At 54.9% G+C, this 19,693-nt stretch carries 16 protein-coding genes; 8 read left to right on the top strand and 8 right to left on the bottom strand.

What is annotated here, in order from left to right:
- The first annotated feature begins 4 nt into the window (after positions 1–4).
- The 3 genes from alsE (at position 5) to fdhF (ending at position 3,968) form a co-directional block, all read left to right on the top strand.
- Complete coding sequence (gene alsE / locus FN037_RS18855) at positions 5–700, top strand: D-allulose 6-phosphate 3-epimerase (protein WP_142502951.1); 696 nt, start codon at positions 5–7, stop codon at positions 698–700.
- Complete coding sequence (alsK, locus tag FN037_RS18860) at positions 684–1,595, top strand: allose kinase (RefSeq protein WP_138358366.1); 912 nt, start codon at positions 684–686, stop codon at positions 1,593–1,595. Before alsE ends, alsK begins: the two co-directional genes overlap by 17 nt.
- Positions 1,596–1,820: 225 nt before the next feature.
- Positions 1,821–3,968 carry a formate dehydrogenase subunit alpha gene (gene fdhF / locus FN037_RS18865; protein WP_138358364.1) on the top strand — a complete coding sequence of 716 codons (2,148 nt, stop codon included), beginning with the start codon at positions 1,821–1,823 and terminating at the stop codon, positions 3,966–3,968.
- Positions 3,969–4,177: 209 nt separating this feature from the next.
- On the opposite strand, the gene gltP is transcribed toward fdhF, so the two are convergent.
- Positions 4,178–5,491 (bottom strand): glutamate/aspartate:proton symporter GltP, encoded by a 1,314-nt coding sequence (gltP, locus tag FN037_RS18870; RefSeq protein WP_138358362.1) that lies wholly within the window; start codon positions 5,489–5,491, stop codon positions 4,178–4,180.
- Positions 5,492–5,902: 411 nt separating this feature from the next.
- Here gltP and acs point away from each other — a divergent pair, with 411 nt between their 5' ends.
- From acs to actP, 3 genes are all read left to right on the top strand, one after another.
- Complete coding sequence (gene acs / locus FN037_RS18880) at positions 5,903–7,861, top strand: acetate--CoA ligase (RefSeq protein ID WP_142502952.1); 1,959 nt, start codon at positions 5,903–5,905, stop codon at positions 7,859–7,861.
- 178 nt (positions 7,862–8,039) lie between these two features.
- The gene (locus FN037_RS18885; RefSeq protein ID WP_142502974.1) at positions 8,040–8,354 is read left to right on the top strand and encodes a DUF485 domain-containing protein; all 315 of its coding nucleotides are present in this window, start codon (positions 8,040–8,042) and stop codon (positions 8,352–8,354) included.
- Positions 8,351–10,000, top strand: a complete 1,650-nt coding sequence (gene actP / locus FN037_RS18890) for a cation/acetate symporter ActP (RefSeq protein WP_142502953.1) — start codon at positions 8,351–8,353, stop codon at positions 9,998–10,000. The genes FN037_RS18885 and actP overlap by 4 nt, the downstream gene beginning before the upstream one ends.
- A 70-nt stretch (positions 10,001–10,070) precedes the next feature.
- Here actP and FN037_RS18895 read toward each other — a convergent pair whose 3' ends face one another.
- The 3 genes from FN037_RS18895 to soxR form a co-directional block, all read right to left on the bottom strand.
- Entirely contained in the window at positions 10,071–11,717 is a 1,647-nt protein-coding gene (locus tag FN037_RS18895) for a Na+/H+ antiporter (RefSeq protein ID WP_138358356.1), read from the bottom strand.
- A 148-nt stretch (positions 11,718–11,865) separates the two neighbouring features.
- On the bottom strand, positions 11,866–13,215 hold the full coding sequence (locus FN037_RS18900) for an NCS2 family permease (protein WP_138358354.1): 1,350 nt from the start codon (positions 13,213–13,215) through the stop codon (positions 11,866–11,868).
- A 643-nt stretch (positions 13,216–13,858) separates the two neighbouring features.
- Positions 13,859–14,341, bottom strand: coding sequence for a redox-sensitive transcriptional activator SoxR (soxR, locus tag FN037_RS18910; protein ID WP_138358352.1), 483 nt, complete (start codon positions 14,339–14,341; stop codon positions 13,859–13,861).
- Positions 14,342–14,426: 85 nt separating this feature from the next.
- Between soxR and soxS the strand changes: the two genes are divergently transcribed.
- Positions 14,427–14,756: a superoxide response transcriptional regulator SoxS gene (gene soxS, locus FN037_RS18915; protein WP_138358350.1), complete on the top strand. Its 330-nt coding sequence runs from the start codon at positions 14,427–14,429 to the stop codon at positions 14,754–14,756.
- A 310-nt stretch (positions 14,757–15,066) separates the two neighbouring features.
- Positions 15,067–15,348, top strand: a complete 282-nt coding sequence (locus FN037_RS18920) for a YjcB family protein (protein WP_138358348.1) — start codon at positions 15,067–15,069, stop codon at positions 15,346–15,348.
- A gap of 211 nt (positions 15,349–15,559) precedes the next feature.
- Here the strand turns inward: FN037_RS18920 and FN037_RS18925 are convergent, their stop codons facing one another.
- From FN037_RS18925 to FN037_RS18940, 4 genes are all read right to left on the bottom strand, one after another.
- Positions 15,560–16,417 carry an ABC transporter permease gene (locus tag FN037_RS18925; RefSeq protein WP_185929286.1) on the bottom strand — a complete coding sequence of 286 codons (858 nt, stop codon included), beginning with the start codon at positions 16,415–16,417 and terminating at the stop codon, positions 15,560–15,562.
- Positions 16,417–17,247, bottom strand: coding sequence for an ABC transporter permease (locus FN037_RS18930; RefSeq protein WP_142502954.1), 831 nt, complete (start codon positions 17,245–17,247; stop codon positions 16,417–16,419). Before FN037_RS18930 ends, FN037_RS18925 begins: the two co-directional genes overlap by 1 nt.
- Positions 17,248–17,318: 71 nt before the next feature.
- Complete coding sequence (locus FN037_RS18935; RefSeq protein WP_142502955.1) at positions 17,319–18,458, bottom strand: extracellular solute-binding protein; 1,140 nt, start codon at positions 18,456–18,458, stop codon at positions 17,319–17,321.
- Between the two features lie 30 nt (positions 18,459–18,488).
- Positions 18,489–19,538: an ABC transporter ATP-binding protein gene (locus FN037_RS18940; RefSeq protein WP_142502956.1), complete on the bottom strand. Its 1,050-nt coding sequence runs from the start codon at positions 19,536–19,538 to the stop codon at positions 18,489–18,491.
- Positions 19,539–19,693 lie beyond the last annotated feature (155 nt).

Here is a 19,693-nt window from a genome sequence, read left to right on the forward strand (position 1 = left end):
TATAATGAAAATTGCACCCTCTTTAATGTGTATGGATCTGCTGAAATTCAAAGAACAGATCGAGTTTATCGACCAGCACGCAGATTATTTTCACATCGACATTATGGACGGCCATTTTGTGCCAAATCTGACCCTGTCGCCTTTTTTCGTCAGCCAGGTGAAACGGCTGGCCAGTAAGCCGCTGGACTGCCATCTGATGGTCACCCGTCCACAGGATTACATTAGCCAGCTGGCGCAGGCGGGCGCGGATATTATCACCTTGCACCCGGAAACCATTAACGGCCAGGCCTTCCGACTGATTGATGCCATTCGTCGTCACGGTATGAAAGTTGGCCTCATCCTCAATCCGGAAACCCCGGTCGAGGCGATGAAATATTACATTCATAAAGCCGACAAAATCACGGTGATGACCGTCGATCCCGGCTTCGCAGGGCAACCGTTTATCCCGGAGATGCTGGATAAAATCGCTGAGCTGAAAGCCTGGCGCGAACGCGAAGGGCTGGGCTACGAAATTGAAATCGACGGCTCCTGCAACCAGGCCTCTTACCAAAAACTGATCGCGGCGGGCGCGGACGTCTTTATCGTCGGCACCTCCGGCCTCTTTAACCATGCCGACAAGATTGATGATGCATGGCAAATAATGGCAGAACAAATCCTTGCGGCAAAAAACGAGGTACTGCCTCATGCAAAAACAGCGTAACGTCGTTGCTGGCGTGGATATGGGCGCGACGCATATCCGCTTTTGCCTGCAGACAGCACAGGGCGTAACGCTGCACGGTGAAAAGCGTCGAACGGCGGATGTGATTACCTCCGACGGCCTGGTTGACGGCATTAAAAACCTGCTGCAACAGCAACTGGCCCACCATGATGCCAGATGCCGTGGGCTGGTGATGGGATTCCCGGCGCTGGTAGCCAGGGACAAACGGACGATTATTTCAACGCCCAATCTGCCTCTGGCCGCTGACGATCTGTACAACCTGGCTGACAGGCTGGAAGCGGCGCTGGGCTGCCCGGTCGAGTTTTCCCGCGATGTGAATCTGCAGTTGTCTTTTGACGTGCAGGAGAATCACCTGCAGGAACAGGAGGTGCTGGCGGCTTATCTCGGCACCGGCATGGGCTTCGCCGTCTGGCTGAACGGCGGACCCTGGATCGGCGCCCACGGCGTCGCGGGCGAACTGGGGCACATTCCGCTGGGTGATGACGCCCTCACCTGCGCCTGCGGCAACCCTGCCTGTCTGGAAACCGTATGCTCCGGCATCGCGCTAAAGCGCTGGTACGAGCAACAAACACGCGACTGGGCATTGGGCGAACTGTTTGTTCACGCCGGGCAAGCGCCGTTTGTCCAGACGCTGTTAAACCACGCCGCCCGCGCGATCGCCACCAGCATCAATCTTTTTGACCCGGATGCGGTGATCCTCGGCGGCGGCGTCATGGATATGCCCGCTTTTCCGCGTGATGCATTAATCGCGATGATCAAAACCTACGTTCGTCGCCCGCTACCGTATCAGGCCGTCCGCTTTATCGCCGCCTCATCTTCGGCGTTTAACGGCGCCCGGGGCGCGGCAGCGCTGGCGCGCAGCCGTTATCTGGCATAAACCGCCCCGGGAAGCGTCCTGAGCGCTTTACCCGGGCTTTGCACATCCGCGTCACCTCCCTCACTTCGACACGTCAAAACTGACGATTGCCTGTTTTTCGTCAGCATTTTGACTAAAAAAACAGCGTATCATCAGTCAATACCCACAATGAAAGCATGGCATAAAAGATGCATAGTGATTTCGTGATAGCGCAAATGCGCCAATTGATTAACTGGAGCAAGACCGATGAAAAAAGTCGTCACGGTGTGTCCGTATTGTGCATCAGGTTGCAAAATCAATCTGGTGGTCGATAACGGCAAAATCGTTCGGGCAGAGGCGGCTCAGGGGAAAACCAATCAGGGAACCCTGTGTCTGAAAGGCTATTATGGCTGGGATTTTATTAACGACACCCAGATCCTGACCCCGCGCCTGAAAACCCCCATGATCCGTCGCCAGCGTGGCGGCAAACTGGAATCCGTCTCCTGGGACGAGGCGCTTGATTATGTTGCCACCCGTCTCAGCGCCATTAAAGAGAAGTATGGTCCGGACGCGATTCAGACTACCGGTTCGTCCCGCGGGACGGGTAATGAAACAAACTATGTGATGCAAAAATTCGCGCGCGCCGTTATTGGAACCAATAACGTTGACTGCTGCGCTCGCGTCTGACACGGCCCTTCGGTTGCAGGTCTGCACCAGTCGGTCGGTAACGGCGCCATGAGTAATGCCATCACCGAGATTGATAACACCGATCTCGTATTTATCTTCGGGTATAACCCGGCAGATTCGCACCCTATTGTGGCGAATCATGTGATTAACGCCAAACGCAACGGGGCGAAAATCATCGTTTGCGATCCGCGTAAAATCGAAACCGCGCGCATCGCGGATATGCACATTGCGTTGAAAAATGGCTCGAACATCGCCCTGCTCAACGCCATCGGGCATGTCATTATTGAAGAGGATCTCTACGATAAATCTTTCGTCGCCAACCGTTCCGAAGGCTTCGAGGAGTATCGCAAAATCGTCGAAGGCTATACGCCGGAGTCGGTGGAAGAGATTACCGGCGTCAGCGCCCAGGATATTCGCGCCTGCGCCCGCATGTACGCTAACGCAAAATCCGCCGCAATACTGTGGGGCATGGGCGTCACCCAGTTCTATCAGGGCGTGGAGACCGTACGTTCCCTGACCAGTCTGGCCATTCTGACCGGCAACCTCGGTAAGCCAAGCGTCGGCGTCAACCCGGTGCGCGGCCAGAACAACGTTCAGGGTGCCTGTGATATGGGGGCGCTGCCGGATACCTATCCGGGCTATCAGTATGTTAAGTTCCCGGAAAATCGCGAGAAGTTCGCCAAAGCCTGGGGAGTCGAGAGCCTGCCGGCGCATACTGGCTATCGCATCAGCGAACTGCCGCACCGCGTGGAGCACGGCGAAGTACGGGCGGCGTACATTATGGGAGAAGATCCGCTCCAGACCGACGCCGAGCTGTCCGCCGTGCGTAAAGCGTTTGAACAGCTGGATCTGGTTATCGTCCAGGATATTTTCATGACCAAAACCGCCTCCGCGGCCGATGTCATTCTGCCGTCCACCTCCTGGGGCGAGCATGAAGGCGTCTATACCGCAGCGGACCGCGGCTTCCAGCGCTTCTTTAAAGCCGTTGAGCCGAAGTGGGACCTGAAAACCGACTGGCAGATTATCAGCGAGATCGCGACCCGGATGGGCTACCCGATGCACTACAACAACACCCAGGAGATCTGGGATGAGTTGCGTCATCTGTGCCCGGATTTCTACGGCGCCACCTACGAGAAAATGGGCGAACTGGGCTACATCATGTGGCCGTGCCGCGATGAGTCCGATGCCGATCAGGGAACCTCTTATCTGTTTAAAGAGAAGTTCGATACCCCGAACGGTCTGGCGCAGTTCTTCACCTGCGACTGGGTGGCCCCGATTGACAAGCTCACCGACGAGTATCCGATGGTGCTATCGACGGTGCGCGAAGTCGGTCACTACTCCTGTCGTTCGATGACCGGCAACTGCGCGGCGCTGTCCGCGCTGGCGGATGAACCCGGTTATGCGCAAATCAATACCGCCGACGCTGAGCGTCTGGGTATTGAGGATGAGTCACTGGTGTGGGTTAACTCACGCAAAGGCCGTATTATCACCCGTGCGCAGGTCAGCGATCGTCCGAATAAAGGGGCGGTTTATATGACCTACCAGTGGTGGATTGGCGCCTGTAACGAACTGGTTACCGAGAACCTGAGCCCGATAACCAAAACGCCAGAGTACAAATACTGCGCCGTCAACGTTACGCCGATTGCCGATCAGCGTGCCGCCGAGCAGTATGTGATTGATGAGTACAACAAGCTGAAAACCCGCCTGCGCGAGAGCGCGATCGGTTAATCAGTTGACCTTTACGGGGCGGCGCTTCGCGCCTGCCCGGACGGCAAATTTCTCGTCGTCCGGGCAAAGGGCTGGCGCCGCTTGCGTAAAATTCCGCCTGAATTTGTTGACACGAGACATTCACGCCAGCAAGCGTCGCTGCATAAAAATCCCGGTCATTCGCTTAACGGGCCTCACATAACGCCCGGCGCATTAACCGGGCCAGGGGGCTATTGGGCGGTCTTCTCAAATTTACCCAGCACTTCACGCTCATACGCCAGCGCTTTTTTGCGGTCAAATTTGTGTTCCCACTTAGCGATCACCAGCACCGCCAGCGCATTACCCACCACGTTCAGCGCAGTACGCGCCATATCAAGGATACGGTCCACACCGGCAATAAAGGCCAGACCTTCCAGCGGTATCCCCACGCTGCCCAGCGTCGCCAGCAGCACCACAAAGGAAACCCCCGGAACGCCCGCAATCCCTTTCGAGGTCACCATCAGCGTCAGCACAAGGGTAATCTCATGCCAGATAGACAGGTCGATACCGTACAACTGGGCAATAAAGATCGCCGCGATGCTCTGATACAGCGTCGAACCATCAAGATTAAACGAGTAGCCGGTCGGCACCACAAAGCTGGTGATCGACGCCGGTGCGCCATAGGCTTCCATCTTCTCGATAATACGCGGCAGCACGCTTTCAGAGCTGGCGGTAGAGTACGCCAGAATCAGCTCATCCTTCAGAATACGGATCAGGATCCAGATGCTCAGTCCGCATACCCGCGCCACCATACCGAGCACCACCAGCGCGAAGAACAGGATCGCGAAATAAACCAGAATCACCAGCTTTGCCAGCGGCCACAGGGAGGCGAAACCGAAAGTCGCCACGGTCACCGAGATCAACGCGAACACACCGACCGGCGCATAGCGCATCACCATATGCGTCACTTTGAACATGGTTTCAGAGATTGAGCGGAACACGGTGACCAGCGGTTCACGATGGGTAGCGGGCAGCGAGGAAAGGCCGAGGCCAAACAGCACCGAGAAGAAGATGATCGGCAGCATGTCGCCTTTCGCCATGGAGGCGACGATATTCGTCGGCACCAGTGAGAGGATCGTGCCCATCAGACCATGCGCGTGGCTCTGCACTTCCGCGGTGGTGTTTTGATATTTTGAAATATCCACTGCCGCCAGCTGCGACATATCAATCCCGGCACCGGGCTGGAAAACGTTCGCGAGGGTGATCCCCAGCACAATCGCCACCGTGGTGATCACTTCAAAATAGATAATGGTTTTCGCGCCGATACGACCCAGTTGCTTTGCATCGCCCACGCCAGCAATGCCGACCACCAGGGTCGAAATCACAATCGGTACGACGATCATTTTAATCAGATGGATAAAGATATCACCCGCCGGGGTCAGCAGGTTCGAGGTTAACCACTCACGACTGTCGGCGTGATAATGCAGGTAACTTCCCAGCAGTATGCCCAGCACCAGAGCCAGCAAAATTTGCCAGGCCAGGCTGACTTTCGTTTTTTTCTTCACTACAGACTTCCTCAATGAAAGGCACCATTCCAGAAGATAACGGTACCCACTGAAAAGGGTATGAATTGTGTTGCGTTGTTTTATAGGGTTATTTAACGCGCAATATCAGTATCATTTGCACGGTATGCTGCGCAAGTCTTTAAGAACCGGGGATTACACTGGTTTTCTGCATAAATCCGCTTATATTGCCGGATTAGTATGCATAACTATTTGTTATAAAAAATATTTACTCAACTCAATTTCTATAAATTCCCTCAAGAAATTATTTCATGTCAATGTTTCATTTGATTGCTTTTCATTCAGTTTAATCAATGCGTGATCTGCCCCCCAAATAGCAAACAAAGCCGTCAAAGCCCCTGGCCTTAACGTTTACTTGACATATATTTAACAATTCAGAGGAGAAAAAAAGCCATGAGCCAAATACATAAACACTCTATTCCCACTAATATTGCAGAACGCTGCCTGATTAACCCGGAACAGTATCAGACGCAGTACCAGTTGTCCGTCACCGACCCTGATGTCTTCTGGGGTGAACAGGGTAAAATCCTTGACTGGATCACCCCCTACACTCGTGTTAAAAACACCTCGTTCGCCCCGGGCAATATTTCCATCAAATGGTATGAAGACGGTACCCTGAACCTGGCCGCTAACTGTCTCGATCGCCATCTGGCGGAATCCGGCGACCAGACCGCCATCATCTGGGAAGGTGACGATGCCCGCGAAAGCAAAAACATCACTTATCGCGAGCTACACCGTGATGTCTGCCGCTTTGCCAACGTCCTGCTCGATCTCGGGATCAAAAAAGGCGATGTCGTGGCGATCTATATGCCGATGGTGCCCGAAGCGGCGGTGGCTATGCTGGCCTGCGCCCGCATTGGCGCTATCCACTCGGTGATTTTCGGCGGTTTCTCGCCGGAAGCGGTCGCCGGTCGCATCATCGATTCCAATTCCCGTCTGGTCATTACGTCTGATGAAGGACTTCGCGCCGGTCGTGCCATTCCGCTGAAAAAGAATGTCGACGATGCATTGAAAAATCCCAACGTGAAAAGCATTGAGCATGTGGTTGTGCTCAAACGGACCGGCGGAAAAATCGACTGGCAGGAAGGTCGCGATCTGTGGTGGGCCGATCTGATCGAGAAAGCCAGCGCCGAACATCAGCCGGAAGCGATGAACGCCGAAGATCCGCTGTTTATTCTGTATACCTCCGGCTCGACCGGTAAACCTAAAGGTGTACTGCACACCACCGGCGGCTACCTGGTCTATGCGGCGACAACCTTTAAATACGTTTTCGATTACCATCCTGGCGATATCTACTGGTGTACCGCCGATGTCGGCTGGGTCACCGGCCATAGCTACTTGCTTTACGGCCCGCTGGCCTGCGGCGCAACGACGCTGATGTTCGAAGGCGTACCGAACTGGCCGACCCCGGCGCGCATGTGTCAGGTAGTGGATAAACATCAGGTCAACATCCTCTATACCGCGCCAACAGCAATTCGCGCATTAATGGCCGAAGGCGATAAGGCTATCGAGGGTACTGACCGCTCTTCGCTGCGCATTCTCGGTTCCGTGGGCGAACCCATTAACCCGGAGGCCTGGGAGTGGTACTGGAAGAAGATTGGCAACGAGAGGTGCCCGGTAATGGATACCTGGTGGCAGACCGAAACCGGTGGCTTTATGATCACCCCCCTGCCGGGCGCCATTGAGCTCAAAGCGGGTTCCGCCACGCGCCCCTTCTTCGGCGTCCAGCCTCTACTGGTAGATAACGAAGGGATACCGCTGGAAGGCGCGACAGAGGGCAACCTGGCGATCGCCGACTCCTGGCCGGGTCAGGCGCGCACCCTGTTTGGCGACCATGCGCGCTTCGAGCAGACCTACTTTTCCACCTTTAAAAATATGTACTTCAGCGGCGACGGCGCGCGCCGTGACGAAGACGGCTACTACTGGATTACCGGCCGCGTGGATGACGTACTCAACGTTTCCGGCCACCGTCTGGGCACTGCTGAAATCGAATCCGCACTGGTGTCGCATCCCAAAATCGCCGAAGCGGCGGTGGTGGGCATTCCGCATAACATTAAAGGCCAGGCCATCTACGCTTACGTGACGCTAAACCACGGTGAAGAACCGACCCCGGAGCTGTACGCCGAAGTACGTAACTGGGTGCGTAAAGAGATCGGCCCGCTGGCGACGCCGGATGTGCTGCACTGGACCGACTCCTTACCGAAAACCCGCTCCGGCAAAATTATGCGCCGCATTTTGCGCAAAATTGCCGCAGGCGATACCAGTAACTTCGGCGATACCTCAACGCTGGCCGATCCTGGGGTGGTGGATAAACTGCTCGAAGAGAAGCAGGCCATCGCGATGCCATCATAAACCAACCGATCCCCTACAACCTCTCCCTTCGGGGAGAGAATATAAATAACACCCCTAAGGATTTCAGGTAGCAGGAAAGCGGTAAACAGGCGGCTCCCCGACATGTCACTGCCGGGTGGATGCGTGTTGCCGATTTCTGGCGCGTGGATGACAAAAGGGAACCTCTGGAGACGCGATGATGAACGATCAAATGTGTCAGCGAATAGAGAATAGTGCGCATTTCAGGGAGCTTGTCGCCACCCGACAAAGATTTGCCACCATTCTGTCACTGATTATGTTAGTGATTTATGTCGGCTTTATTCTGCTTATTGCTTTCGCACCCGGCTGGCTGGGCACGCCGCTGCATGCGGGAACCAGCGTCACCCGCGGTATTCCGATTGGCATCGGCGTGATCGTTATCTCTTTCGTACTCACCGGAATTTACGTCTGGCGGGCAAACGGTGAATTTGACCAACTGACGAAGAGCATTCTCAGCGAGGTGAAAGCATCATGAAGAAAGTTTTGACGGCGCTTGCCGCCACACTCCCTTTTACCGCTCAGGCAGCGGATGCCATCACCGGCGCGGTACAGCGTCAGCCGACCAACTGGCAGGCGATTATCATGTTCCTGATTTTCGTCGCCCTGACGCTGTATATCACTTACTGGGCGTCAAAACGCGTGCGTTCGCGTAGCGACTACTACACAGCTGGCGGCAATATTACCGGCCTCCAGAACGGGCTGGCCATTGCCGGCGACTTTATGTCGGCGGCGTCATTCCTCGGTATTTCCGCACTGGTTTACACCTCTGGCTATGACGGGCTGATCTACTCCCTCGGTTTCCTTGTCGGCTGGCCGATTATTCTGTTCCTGATCGCCGAACGCCTGCGTAACCTCGGGCGCTACACCTTTGCTGACGTCGCCTCTTATCGTCTCAAACAGGGGCCGATTCGCACCCTTTCCGCCTGCGGTTCACTGGTGGTGGTCGCGTTGTATTTGATCGCCCAGATGGTCGGCGCGGGTAAACTGATTCAACTGCTTTTCGGCCTCAACTACCATGTTGCGGTGGTGCTGGTTGGCGTGCTGATGGTGCTGTATGTGCTGTTCGGCGGCATGCTCGCGACGACCTGGGTACAGATCATCAAAGCCGTTCTGCTACTGTTCGGCGCCAGCTTTATGGCCTTTATGGTAATGAAACACGTCGGCTTCAGCTTCAATAATCTGTTTACTGAAGCGATGGCCGTCCATCCTAAAGGATCGGCGATTATGAGCCCCGGCGGACTGGTAAAAGACCCGATATCGGCGCTGTCGCTCGGACTTGGCCTGATGTTTGGCACTGCGGGCCTGCCGCATATTCTGATGCGCTTCTTCACCGTAAGCGATGCGCGTGAGGCGCGTAAAAGCGTATTCTACGCCACCGGATTTATGGGGTATTTCTACATTCTGACCTTTATTATCGGCTTCGGCGCAATCATGCTGGTAGGTGCGAATCCGGCGTTTAAAGACGCCGCCGGGCAGCTTATCGGCGGCAGTAATATGGCCGCGGTGCATCTGGCGGATGCGGTTGGCGGGAACCTGTTCCTCGGCTTTATCTCGGCGGTCGCCTTCGCCACCATTCTGGCGGTGGTTGCCGGTTTAACCCTGGCGGGGGCGTCGGCGGTTTCCCATGACCTGTACGCTAACGTATTCCGCAAAGGCGCAACGGAACGTCAGGAACTGAAGGTCTCGAAGATTACCGTGCTGATCCTCGGCGTGGTGGCGATCCTGCTGGGGATTCTGTTCGAGAAACAGAACATCGCGTTTATGGTCGGTCTGGCGTTCTCCATTGCCGCCAGCTGTAATTTCCCCATCATTATGCTGTCGATGTACTGGTCGAAGCTGACGACCCGCGGGGCGATGGTTGGCGGCTGGTTAGGTCTGTTGACCGCGGTGATTCTGATGATCCTCGGCCCGACCATTTGGGTACAGATTCTTGGTCACGAGAAGGCGATATTCCCGTATGAATATCCGGCGCTGTTCTCCATCGCCATCGCCTTTATCGGTATCTGGTTTTTCTCAGCCACCGACGCCTCAGAAGAAGGCGTGCGGGAGCGCGCACTGTTCCGCGCCCAGTTTATCCGTTCGCAGACCGGTATCGGCATCGAACGCGGTCAGGCACATTAAATGCGCTCTCTTTCCCCGGCCCGCAGGCCGGGGTTCATCAGCACATCGTCAGCGGCGCGGCGATTATGCGTTACTGATCTTCAATAAGCAGCGCTTCCAGCAGGTCGAGGTCATGCAGCAGCTTCTGCAGCGTCTCGTTGCTGATCTGCCGGGTCGCACGCAGATGATACAGTTCCCCGCGCTCTGAACGCAGCGCCGCCAGACGGAACCGGCGCTCAAGGCTCTCTTCCAGCATGGAGGTTTCAACATCATTACGTCCGTCGACGCGGCGGCGCAAATTACCAATCACCCGCGAACTGACCTCGGTCAGCAGCTGATTATCAATATTCTCTTTGGTATCAGCAGCCAGCCGTTCTTCCATTTTCTGAATCGCGACAATCGCCACATCCGCCGTCGCCGCTCGCGCCAGACGCTCCTCTTTGCGCTGCTGTACGTGGTCGCTCGATTCGATATGACGCAGCAGAATCGGGAGCGCGATCACCCCAACAAACAGAGAGAACAGAATCACCCCGGCGGCAAGAAACACCAGTTCATAGCGCGCCGGGAAGACGTTGCCGTCCGGCAGAAGAAGCGGAATCGACAGCACACCGGCGAGCGTAATCGCCCCGCGCACTCCGGCGACGGAAGAGATCAGCAGCTCGCGGTCGGTCCAGGAGCCAAACTCCATCGGTTTCTTTTTCAGAAAACGCTGACTCAGTTTACGCATCGTCCACAGCCAGCCAAAACGCACCAGCATCAGGGCGGCGTAAATCAGGATGATATCGGTAAACAGCATCCAGGTTTCGACGTTCGGATCCGCTTCTGCGGCCACCAGCGAACTGGACAAAATATCCGGCAACTGCAGGCCCAACAGCAGGAAAACCATGCCGTTAAACACAAACTCCAGCATCGCCCAGGTGCTGTTGGCGCGCAGGCGCATCGCCAGCGGGGCGCTGCGCATCACGCCGGAACGGGTGATGGTCATCCCCGCGGCCACCGCCGCCAGGATCCCGGAAAAACCGATATGTTCAGCGATCAGGTAAGAAGCAAACGGCAGCAGGAACAGCAGCACAATCTGCGTTGCCGGTTCATCCCCGCCCCAGCGACTGAGGAAGCGCATCGAGCGCCCGTAGAGCCAGCTGACGATGAAACCCGCGAGAATACCGCCGACCGCCACTTTGAGGAACTCCATCGTCGCACCGCCGACGGTAAAAACCATCGTGCCCATCGCCACCGCAACGGCAAACTTCAGGGAGACCAGGCCGGAAGCGTCGTTCATCAGCGCTTCGCCCTGCAAAATCCCCATGATTTTTTTCGGAATACGCCCTTCGCCAACAATCCCGGACAGCGCCACGGCATCCGTCGGCGACAGTACCGCCGCCAGAGCGAACGCCGGAATCAGCGGGATACCCGGCACGATCCAGTAGATGAGGTAACCAATACCGACCACCGTCACCAGTACCAGCGCCAACGCCAGGCCAAAAATTTCTCGCCCGTGCTCAATGAACTCGCGGGTTGGGGTCTTCCAGCCATCGGCAAACAGCAACGGCGGAATGAACAGCACCAGAAAGAGCTCAGGATCGAACTCGACATGCAGCCCGAAGGTTGGCCAGGCCAACAGCGCACCGATGCCGATCTGGATTAAAGGTAGTGGAACCTGAAAGGGCAGTACGCGTGTAACCACCCCGGAGAGAGAGACCACGAGGGTCATGATGAGTATGGTAAAGAATATTTCCATGTGTTCCCTGTTTGCGGCGTTTTCTTTTTTTACATCTGAGACGTCATGTCCCGAAATAATACGCTACTCAGATTAACGCAAAAGGAAACAGGATGTGGTTTAAAAATTAAACGGGCAGCACTAACGCCGCCCATCGTTAAACAAAAAGTTAAATCGCCCAGCCACCGGCATAGAAGATAACCAACGCCGCAGCGATAATCACCGTACCCAGATTCAGCTTACGCCACTCGCCGGACACCAGACGACCAATGACCAGCGCCGCGAAGCCAATCATGATGCCGGTCACAATATTACACGTCAGTACGATAAAGACCGCCGTAATCAGCCCCGCCATCGCGTCCACAAAATCGTTAAAATCGATTTTCGCCACGTTGCTCAGCATCAGCAGGCCGACGTACATCAGCGCCGGAGCGGTCGCATACGCCGGGACCAGATAAGAGAGCGGAGAGAGGAACAGGATCAGCAGGAACAGCACGCCGACGGTCACCGCAGTCAGACCGGTTTTCCCGCCAGCCGCCGTACCAGCCGCGGATTCAATATACACCGCCGCCGGAGCCGCGCCCACCAGGCCGGAGAAGACGCTGCTCAGGGAGTCAGTGGTCAGCGCTTTGCCGCCGTTGATAATCTGTCCGTCTTTATCCAGCAGGTTCGCCTGACCGGCTACCGCACGAATGGTCCCTGTGGCGTCAAACACCGCGGTCATCACCAGCGCCAGCACGCTTGGCAGCACGACCGGGTGCAGCGCGCCCATGATATCCAGGCTGCCGATCAGCGAGTTGCCTTTGTCGTCGCTCAGCGACGGCATGGCGAAAATACCGGAGAAATGAACATGAGGATCGAAGATCAGGCCGATAATCGACACGCCGATAATCGTCAACAGGATGCCGCCCGGCACTTTCAGTTTTTCGAGCCCGATAATCACCGCCAGTCCGATCAGCGACATAATTACCGGGAAACTGTCAAAATTACCCAGCGCCACCGGCAGACCATCCAGCGGATTTTTGATAACCAGACCCACGCCGTTGGCGGCGATCAGCAGCAGGAACAGACCGATACCAATCCCGGTGCCGTGCGCAACGCCCTGCGGCAAGTTGCGCAGGATCCAGCTACGAATGCCGGTAGCGGAAATCACGGTAAACAGTACCCCCATCAGGAAGACCGCCCCCAGCGCCACCGGAATACTGATCTGCTGACCAAGAACCAGACTAAACGCGGTAAAGGCGGTGAGCGAGATGGCGCAGCCAATCGCCATCGGCAGATTCGCCCACAATCCCATCACCAGCGAGCCAACCCCCGCCACCAGACAGGTGGAGACAAAGACGGCAGCGGGTGGAAAACCCGCTTTGCCAAGCATCCCCGGCACCACAATGACTGAGTACACCATCGCCAGAAAGGTGGTAAGACCGGCAAGGATCTCCTGACGCACGGAGCTGCCGCGAGCAGAAATTTTAAACCAGGCGTCTAATGAACCGCCGGTACGCGCTGAAGGCGTAGACATAGAAAACGTCCCCTGAGAATTTTTATCGTTCGTCTGGATGCGTGGCGAACCGTCCACTGCCAGTTAAACGCGATCTCCTTGTGCTTAACCTCGCAGCGCCAGAGGCGGCGAAAAGCAAACGTTTAACTCCGCGCATACAATACGATGAAGAATGACCTTGCTCTCCCCCTGTCATCAGGGAAAATGATGAGCAAAATAAAAAGGCAAACGATTATCCGGCCTTTAGATACGCCTTTTCAACCGAAGTTTGTCGAATTTCGCTAAATTTCACTTATGACGTTCAGGAAATAACCAGCCGATGCGCAAACGTTATCGTCCATGCGCAATCCGGTAACATTTTTGTATTGGGCTGATAGCAATTTTTCCCGGTCATCGGCTTTAGTGATGGATCGTTCCTCAGAAGCTTTGCGGCAGGGGTTAACGCAACGATACCGTTCGCAGGCCGACGGGTACTCAGCCATATCCGCTGCGAGTGAACGGCCAGGTGGCCAGTTCTGGATACGCACCTGCGTGCTCGCCAGGTTTCCTGATGCGCCTCCCTCTGCGGCGATCTGGATGCTGAAGGCCATAAAAATAAAATCTTTCAGTCTGAATCAGGATGGTAAGCGAACGGGTAACTTCTGACTTTCGCCAGAACCACCGATTAACTGAACCCTTTTATTTCTGAGTCCTCCTCCAGCAGCAGCCGCGCGCCGGTGCCCTCTGCGCCAAGCTTATCGCCGGGGTTGCGTAACGGACAGTCGCGGCGTGACAGGCAGCCGCAGCCGATGCAGCCATCCAGCTGATCGCGTAGCGCGGTCAGAGTATGAATGCGCCGATCCAGTTCCTCCCGCCACTGGGATGACAGCATCTTCCACTCTTTGGCGCTGAGCTTATGCCCTTCCGGCAGCACGCCAAATGCCTCGCCGATAGTCGCCAGCGGAATACCAATACGTTGCGCAATTTTAATTATCGCCACCGCCCGCAGGACATCGCGCCGGTAGCGACGCTGATTGCCGGCGTTGCGCTGGCTGTGGATCAGCCCTTTGCTTTCATAAAAATGCAGCGTGGAGACGGCCACACCGGTGCGTTTCGCCACTTCACCAGGGGTCAGCAGCATTTTGATACGGGGTGATTTTTTTTCCATAAAAGCGCTTTACCTCAAGTTAACTTGAGGAATTATACTCGCCCGCAGACAAAACGACGAATCGAGAATTGAGAGAGGCCGCTTTATGTCCCATCAGGATATTATCCAAACGCTAATTGAATGGATTGATGAACATATCGATCAACCGCTTAACATTGATGTAGTCGCCAGAAAATCGGGATACTCAAAATGGTATCTCCAGCGGATGTTCCGCGCCGTCATGCATCAAACTCTGGGGGATTACATTCGCCAGCGCCGCCTGTTGCTCGCCGCGGAAGCACTGAGAACCACCCAGCGCCCTATTTTTGATATTGCGATGGATCTCGGCTACGTATCGCAACAAACCTTTTCACGCGTGTTCCGCCGCGAATTCGACCGTACGCCCACCGACTATCGCCACCACATTTCCGCCTGATAACACCTTATCAGGCCAGAGGCTGACCCGATCGTTGCTCAGCCTCTGCATAAATGCCTGCCACGACAGCCTGTCGTAGAAAGCATCATCTCTTTATCATTAGCCATAAAAAATAGGGTTAATGAGCGCAAAAAAAGCACATCTTTTGACTGGTGAATAAAAGAGCTAATGTGATATAGTTCACATTAGTTGGTGAAACAAGAACACTGTTTCATTGCTGTCTTAGTTGCCTGTAGATAGCCAGAGTACCACGTCACCGTCAGTCTCATCAGGTTGTCAAAGGTGCCCAAATTTCGTTGAGGATAGGTTGATGGCTTCCATTACTACCAGTGTTGTACTTCTGCGCTGGCCACTCGTGAGCGCTGTGTTGATGTTCCTGGCCAGCTCATTAAACATTCAGCTACGTAAAAGCGATTATGCCGGTTTAGCGGTGATTTGTAGCTGTATGGGCCTGGCCGCAGCATGCTGGTTTGCCACTGGTCTGTTGGGCATTACGCTACTGGATGCAGCAAAAATCTGGGGTAATATTAAGGACGTGATGATTGACGTCATGAGCCAGACCCCGCCGGAATGGCCAATGGTCATGACCTGATCGAAAAAAGCGTCCCACAAGGAAGCAATGCCGGGGGACGATCGAAACATCCCCCTGGTCGTTCACAGGCAGCGGATATCACGCCTGTCCACACCACCTATCGTCAACGGAACATACATCTGACTAAAATGGACGAAAAAACGCCCCTTTTCGCCAAAATCATCAATTAACTTAACTGACCAGCATTACCCACAAGGACACTTTTTTAACGCTATTTCCCCAGTTTCGACAACATCTCCGGACGCATCACTTTATGAATAACCAACATAAACAGCAGCGACGGAACCAGCAAAATCAGCGCTGTAATTGACGACATCTGATAGTTGCCCGACATACTGGCGTTGTACAGCAGCAGCGGCAACGTGGTGATATCCGGCGCGCCGACAAAAAAGGTACCGGTAAATTCGTCCAGCGACTCAAGAAATACAAAAATACTGGCGGCGATAATGCCCGGCGAAGCCTGCGGCAGGACGATATGCCAGAAGGTGTATATCGGCCCGGCTCCCAGATTGCGCGAAGCCCTGGCCAGCAGCGGATCAACCGCCGAAAAAGCCGCCACGCAAATCCACACCGAATACATCAGCCCGTGTACGCTGTGTACCAGCACCACGCCGGCCACCGTCCCGTTAAGCCCCCACTGATAGAAAAGTCGGGCGATATTCATATACACCGTCAGATTAGGAAACGCCTGCGGGATCAGAAACAGCAGCATAAACAACACCCGCAGAGGCATCCTTCGTCTTGAGAGGGCGTAGCCCGCCGGAATGGAGATCAGCAGGCATACCAGCACCGCCAGCACGGCAATCAACACGCTGGTCAGCAGCGAGCCGGAGACGTCACTGTACGGACTGAATACCTGATTCCAGTATTTCAGTCCCCACTGGCTGGGCAGTGAGTGCGGGAAAAACCAGCTTTCCGCGACCGTCCAGATTAGCAAGTTCAGCAGCGGGCCAAACATCGCCAGTAGCATAAAGAGCAGCAATAGCGTTTGTAACGGCAGGCTGGCGCTCAGCTTTCTGCGGCCCTTTACCAGCTGCGTTCCTGATAATGTCATGGTTGCCTCTTTCATTATTCTCCCCCTTTTTGCCGCAGACTATGACGTAGGTAAAACCACGACAGCCCTCCGCAGATCAACAGCGATACCACGCCAAGCGCGTTGGCGACGGCGTAATCGCCATAGGAATTAACGCGGAAAGCCATATCTACGGTTATCATCGTCGGCGTGCCGACGCCAATCATCAACGGGACTGACAGCACCGACATCATAGTGACGGTGGAGAGTACCAGTGCCACGCCAATAGCGGACAACACCTGCGGCAAAATAATGTCGAACAGGATACGCGGGCGCGACGCGCCAAGATTACGCGCCGCCAGAATTTGCGACTGCTCAAGCGCGGCCATCGCTCCGCAGATAAGCAGCGTGGCAAACGCCAACTGTTTCCAGACAAAAGTGATAATGATCCCCTTCCAGCCCAACCAGGAGACCGTTTCCAGTGGAGTTAACAGGTCCGTCGTCACCAGCGCATTGTTCATCAAGCCGTTTTTGGCCAGAAAGGTGCGCATCATCTGCGCAGCGACGATAAAAGGGATAAACAGCGGCAGGCGATACAAAAACCCCAGCATGCGAACAATCGGTCGACAGGGCGAAAGCGTAATCACAGCCGAAAGGGTAATAGAGAGAACCGCCAGCAGCGCCACAGAGGCGATCACAATAATCAGCGTAAACAGAACATCGCTGGAATAGAGCGCATACACCTTAGCAAAGTGAGCCAGCGTGAGCCGCTGCGCATCGTCAGTAAACGCGGCAAGCAATGAGAAGCCCAGCGGATATAAAAAGAGTATGGCGATCATCAGGGCGGCCGGAGTAACCAGCAGCAGATATTTCAACGAAGTACGCATAGCAAACCTGGCGTCAGCAACAAGAAAAACGCTCAGGGCAACATCCCGCCGCACCTGAGCATCAGCGGTAATTAATTGGCGACCTGGCTTTCGTAGCCTTCTTTGATATCGTCAAAATAGGGCGTAATCGGGAAGCTCTTGCCATATTCGGCCAGCGCCTGTGGCGAAATCTCAGCAAACAATTTTTGCCAGGTCTGGCCATCGAGTTTGGGCTTCACGTATTCGGCGTCAATGCCCGGATACCAGTTAAACTGCTTCACAATCCCCTGAGCCTGTACCTCAGGGCTGGTAGCCAGTTCGATAAACTCGCGCGCCAGCTGCGGGTTCGCCGCTTTCGCCGGGGTGACGTAGTACATCGGTTGACCAGGCATGCCGGGCGCCAGCAGAGACAGCTTAATTGACGGCGGTAGCTTGCCCTGATCTTTCCAGCTATAGAACATATCCACCCATACCGGCCCCATCGCGATTTCACCGCGACTCAGCATATCGAGCGTCCCGGCGTTACCCGGCGTGAAGGTCACGTTTTTATTAAACGCTTTCAGCTTCTCGTAAGCCTGCCCCCAGTTTTTCTCAACGCTTTTATCATAGGGCAGAGAGGATAAACGTTGGGCGTCGGTGCCATAGGCATATATCCAGCCCACCACAAAGCTGACGCCGGACATCCCGTTTTTAATGCCGTTGTAGCCGAAGGAGCGCGGATTTTTTTGCGCCCAGCTCACCAGCTCATCGTAGGAAGCCGGAGGCGTTTTAATGACATCGCTATTCCAGGCAATGGCGGTCTGGCTTAAAAACATCGGCATCACGTAACCCTCGACGTTCACCCCAAGGGCGTTTTTCGCGTTGTCGGCAGTCGCCATTGAGCCGGTCTTAATCTGCTGGCGATATGTCGCCAGCAGCCCTTTTTCCACCAGTTCACCGCCGGCTTTCTGATGCACCACCGCCACATCAATATCCCAGGTCTGCGCGCCGCTCTCCTTCTGCGCCGTCAGCTTCTCAATGATTTTGTTCGACCCGGCGTCTCCTGGACCGGTACCGATCACCTGCACTTTGACGCCCGGATGTGCCGCTTCAAACTTCGGTCCCAGCCAGGTTTTGACGTAATCCACCATATTCTGATCGCCTGCGGTGGCGACATGGAGAACGGTGTCGGCCTGCACGCCATAGCTCAGGAATAATGCAGTCACTACCGCAGCTTTCGTTTTCGTAAACATGGTTCTCTCCCCGGAATGAACACGATGACGTTAATGAGCTTGTGATAAAGGAAAAATATGCAGCGCGGGCGCCGGAACGTGCAGCCTGACCAACGCGTGGGCTGGCCAGCAGTGTATTGAATCTGCAAGCAGGAGCCGATCGTGACAGCGCACGCTATGGCGGTATAAGTGGCCGAGAAAAGCGCTTTGTTCAACCACGCCGTTAAGCGTTAATCCCTCTGGCGCGGCGCTATCGGATAATTCACCGAGCGCGGCATCGGCGCTACGAAAATAAATAATACGGTCGCGAAAATGCTCAGCGGAATATTGCCCGGCAGCACGGAAATAAATATCTTTGGCGGCAAAGAGTTCGCTGGCGGGAATTTTATTATCCGCGCCCATAAAATCGGCCACAAAGGGCGTGGCCGGGCGCTGATAAATATCCTCAGGAGAGCCAATCTGCTCAATACAGCCATTATTTAACACCGCGATGCGATCGGCCATGACCAGCGCTTCCTGCTGATCATGAGTCACAATGAGTGAAGTAAAACCCAGTCTTCTTTGCAGCGCTTTTATTTCATGGCGGACGTTAAGACGCACCTTCGCATCAAGATTAGAGAGCGGTTCATCCAGCGCCAGCACATCCGGCTCTATCGCCAGGGCGCGTGCCAGAGCAACCCGCTGGCGCTGGCCACCGGAGAGTTCGGTCACTTTCACGTCTGACAGACCGTTGAGGTTAACGATATGCAGCAGTTCCGCCACCCGGCGGTCAATATCGTCGCGCCGCCATTTACGCAGCTTCAGGCCGTAGCCAATGTTACGCGCCACCGTCAGATGCGGCCACAGAGCATAGCTCTGAAAGACCATAGTGATATTGCGTTGCTCCGGTGCGCTATGGGTAATAGCGCGTCCGGCAACGGAAATATCCCCTGTTTGCACCGGAATAAATCCGCATAACGCATTTAACAGCGTTGTTTTCCCGCAGCCGGAAGGGCCCAGCAGGGCAATCATTTCCCCTTTCTCAACGCCAAGATCGATATTATGCAAAACGACCTTATCGCCATAGCTAATCTTTAGCCGGGAAATCTGTAAATAGCTCATTATTCGATACCCAAAATCTCTGTACCTGCATTTTCAACACGTTGATGAACACGTGTTCATTTGAATGTCAAAAAAATGCAACCTTGACTCGACATGATGTGAGCCTACTTTGTCGGCTATTTGTGACAATTTAATTAAGCGTCCTGAAATTTTGG

The organism is Klebsiella sp. 2680, assembly GCF_900198535.1.
Classification (GTDB): domain Bacteria; phylum Pseudomonadota; class Gammaproteobacteria; order Enterobacterales; family Enterobacteriaceae; genus Klebsiella; species Klebsiella indica.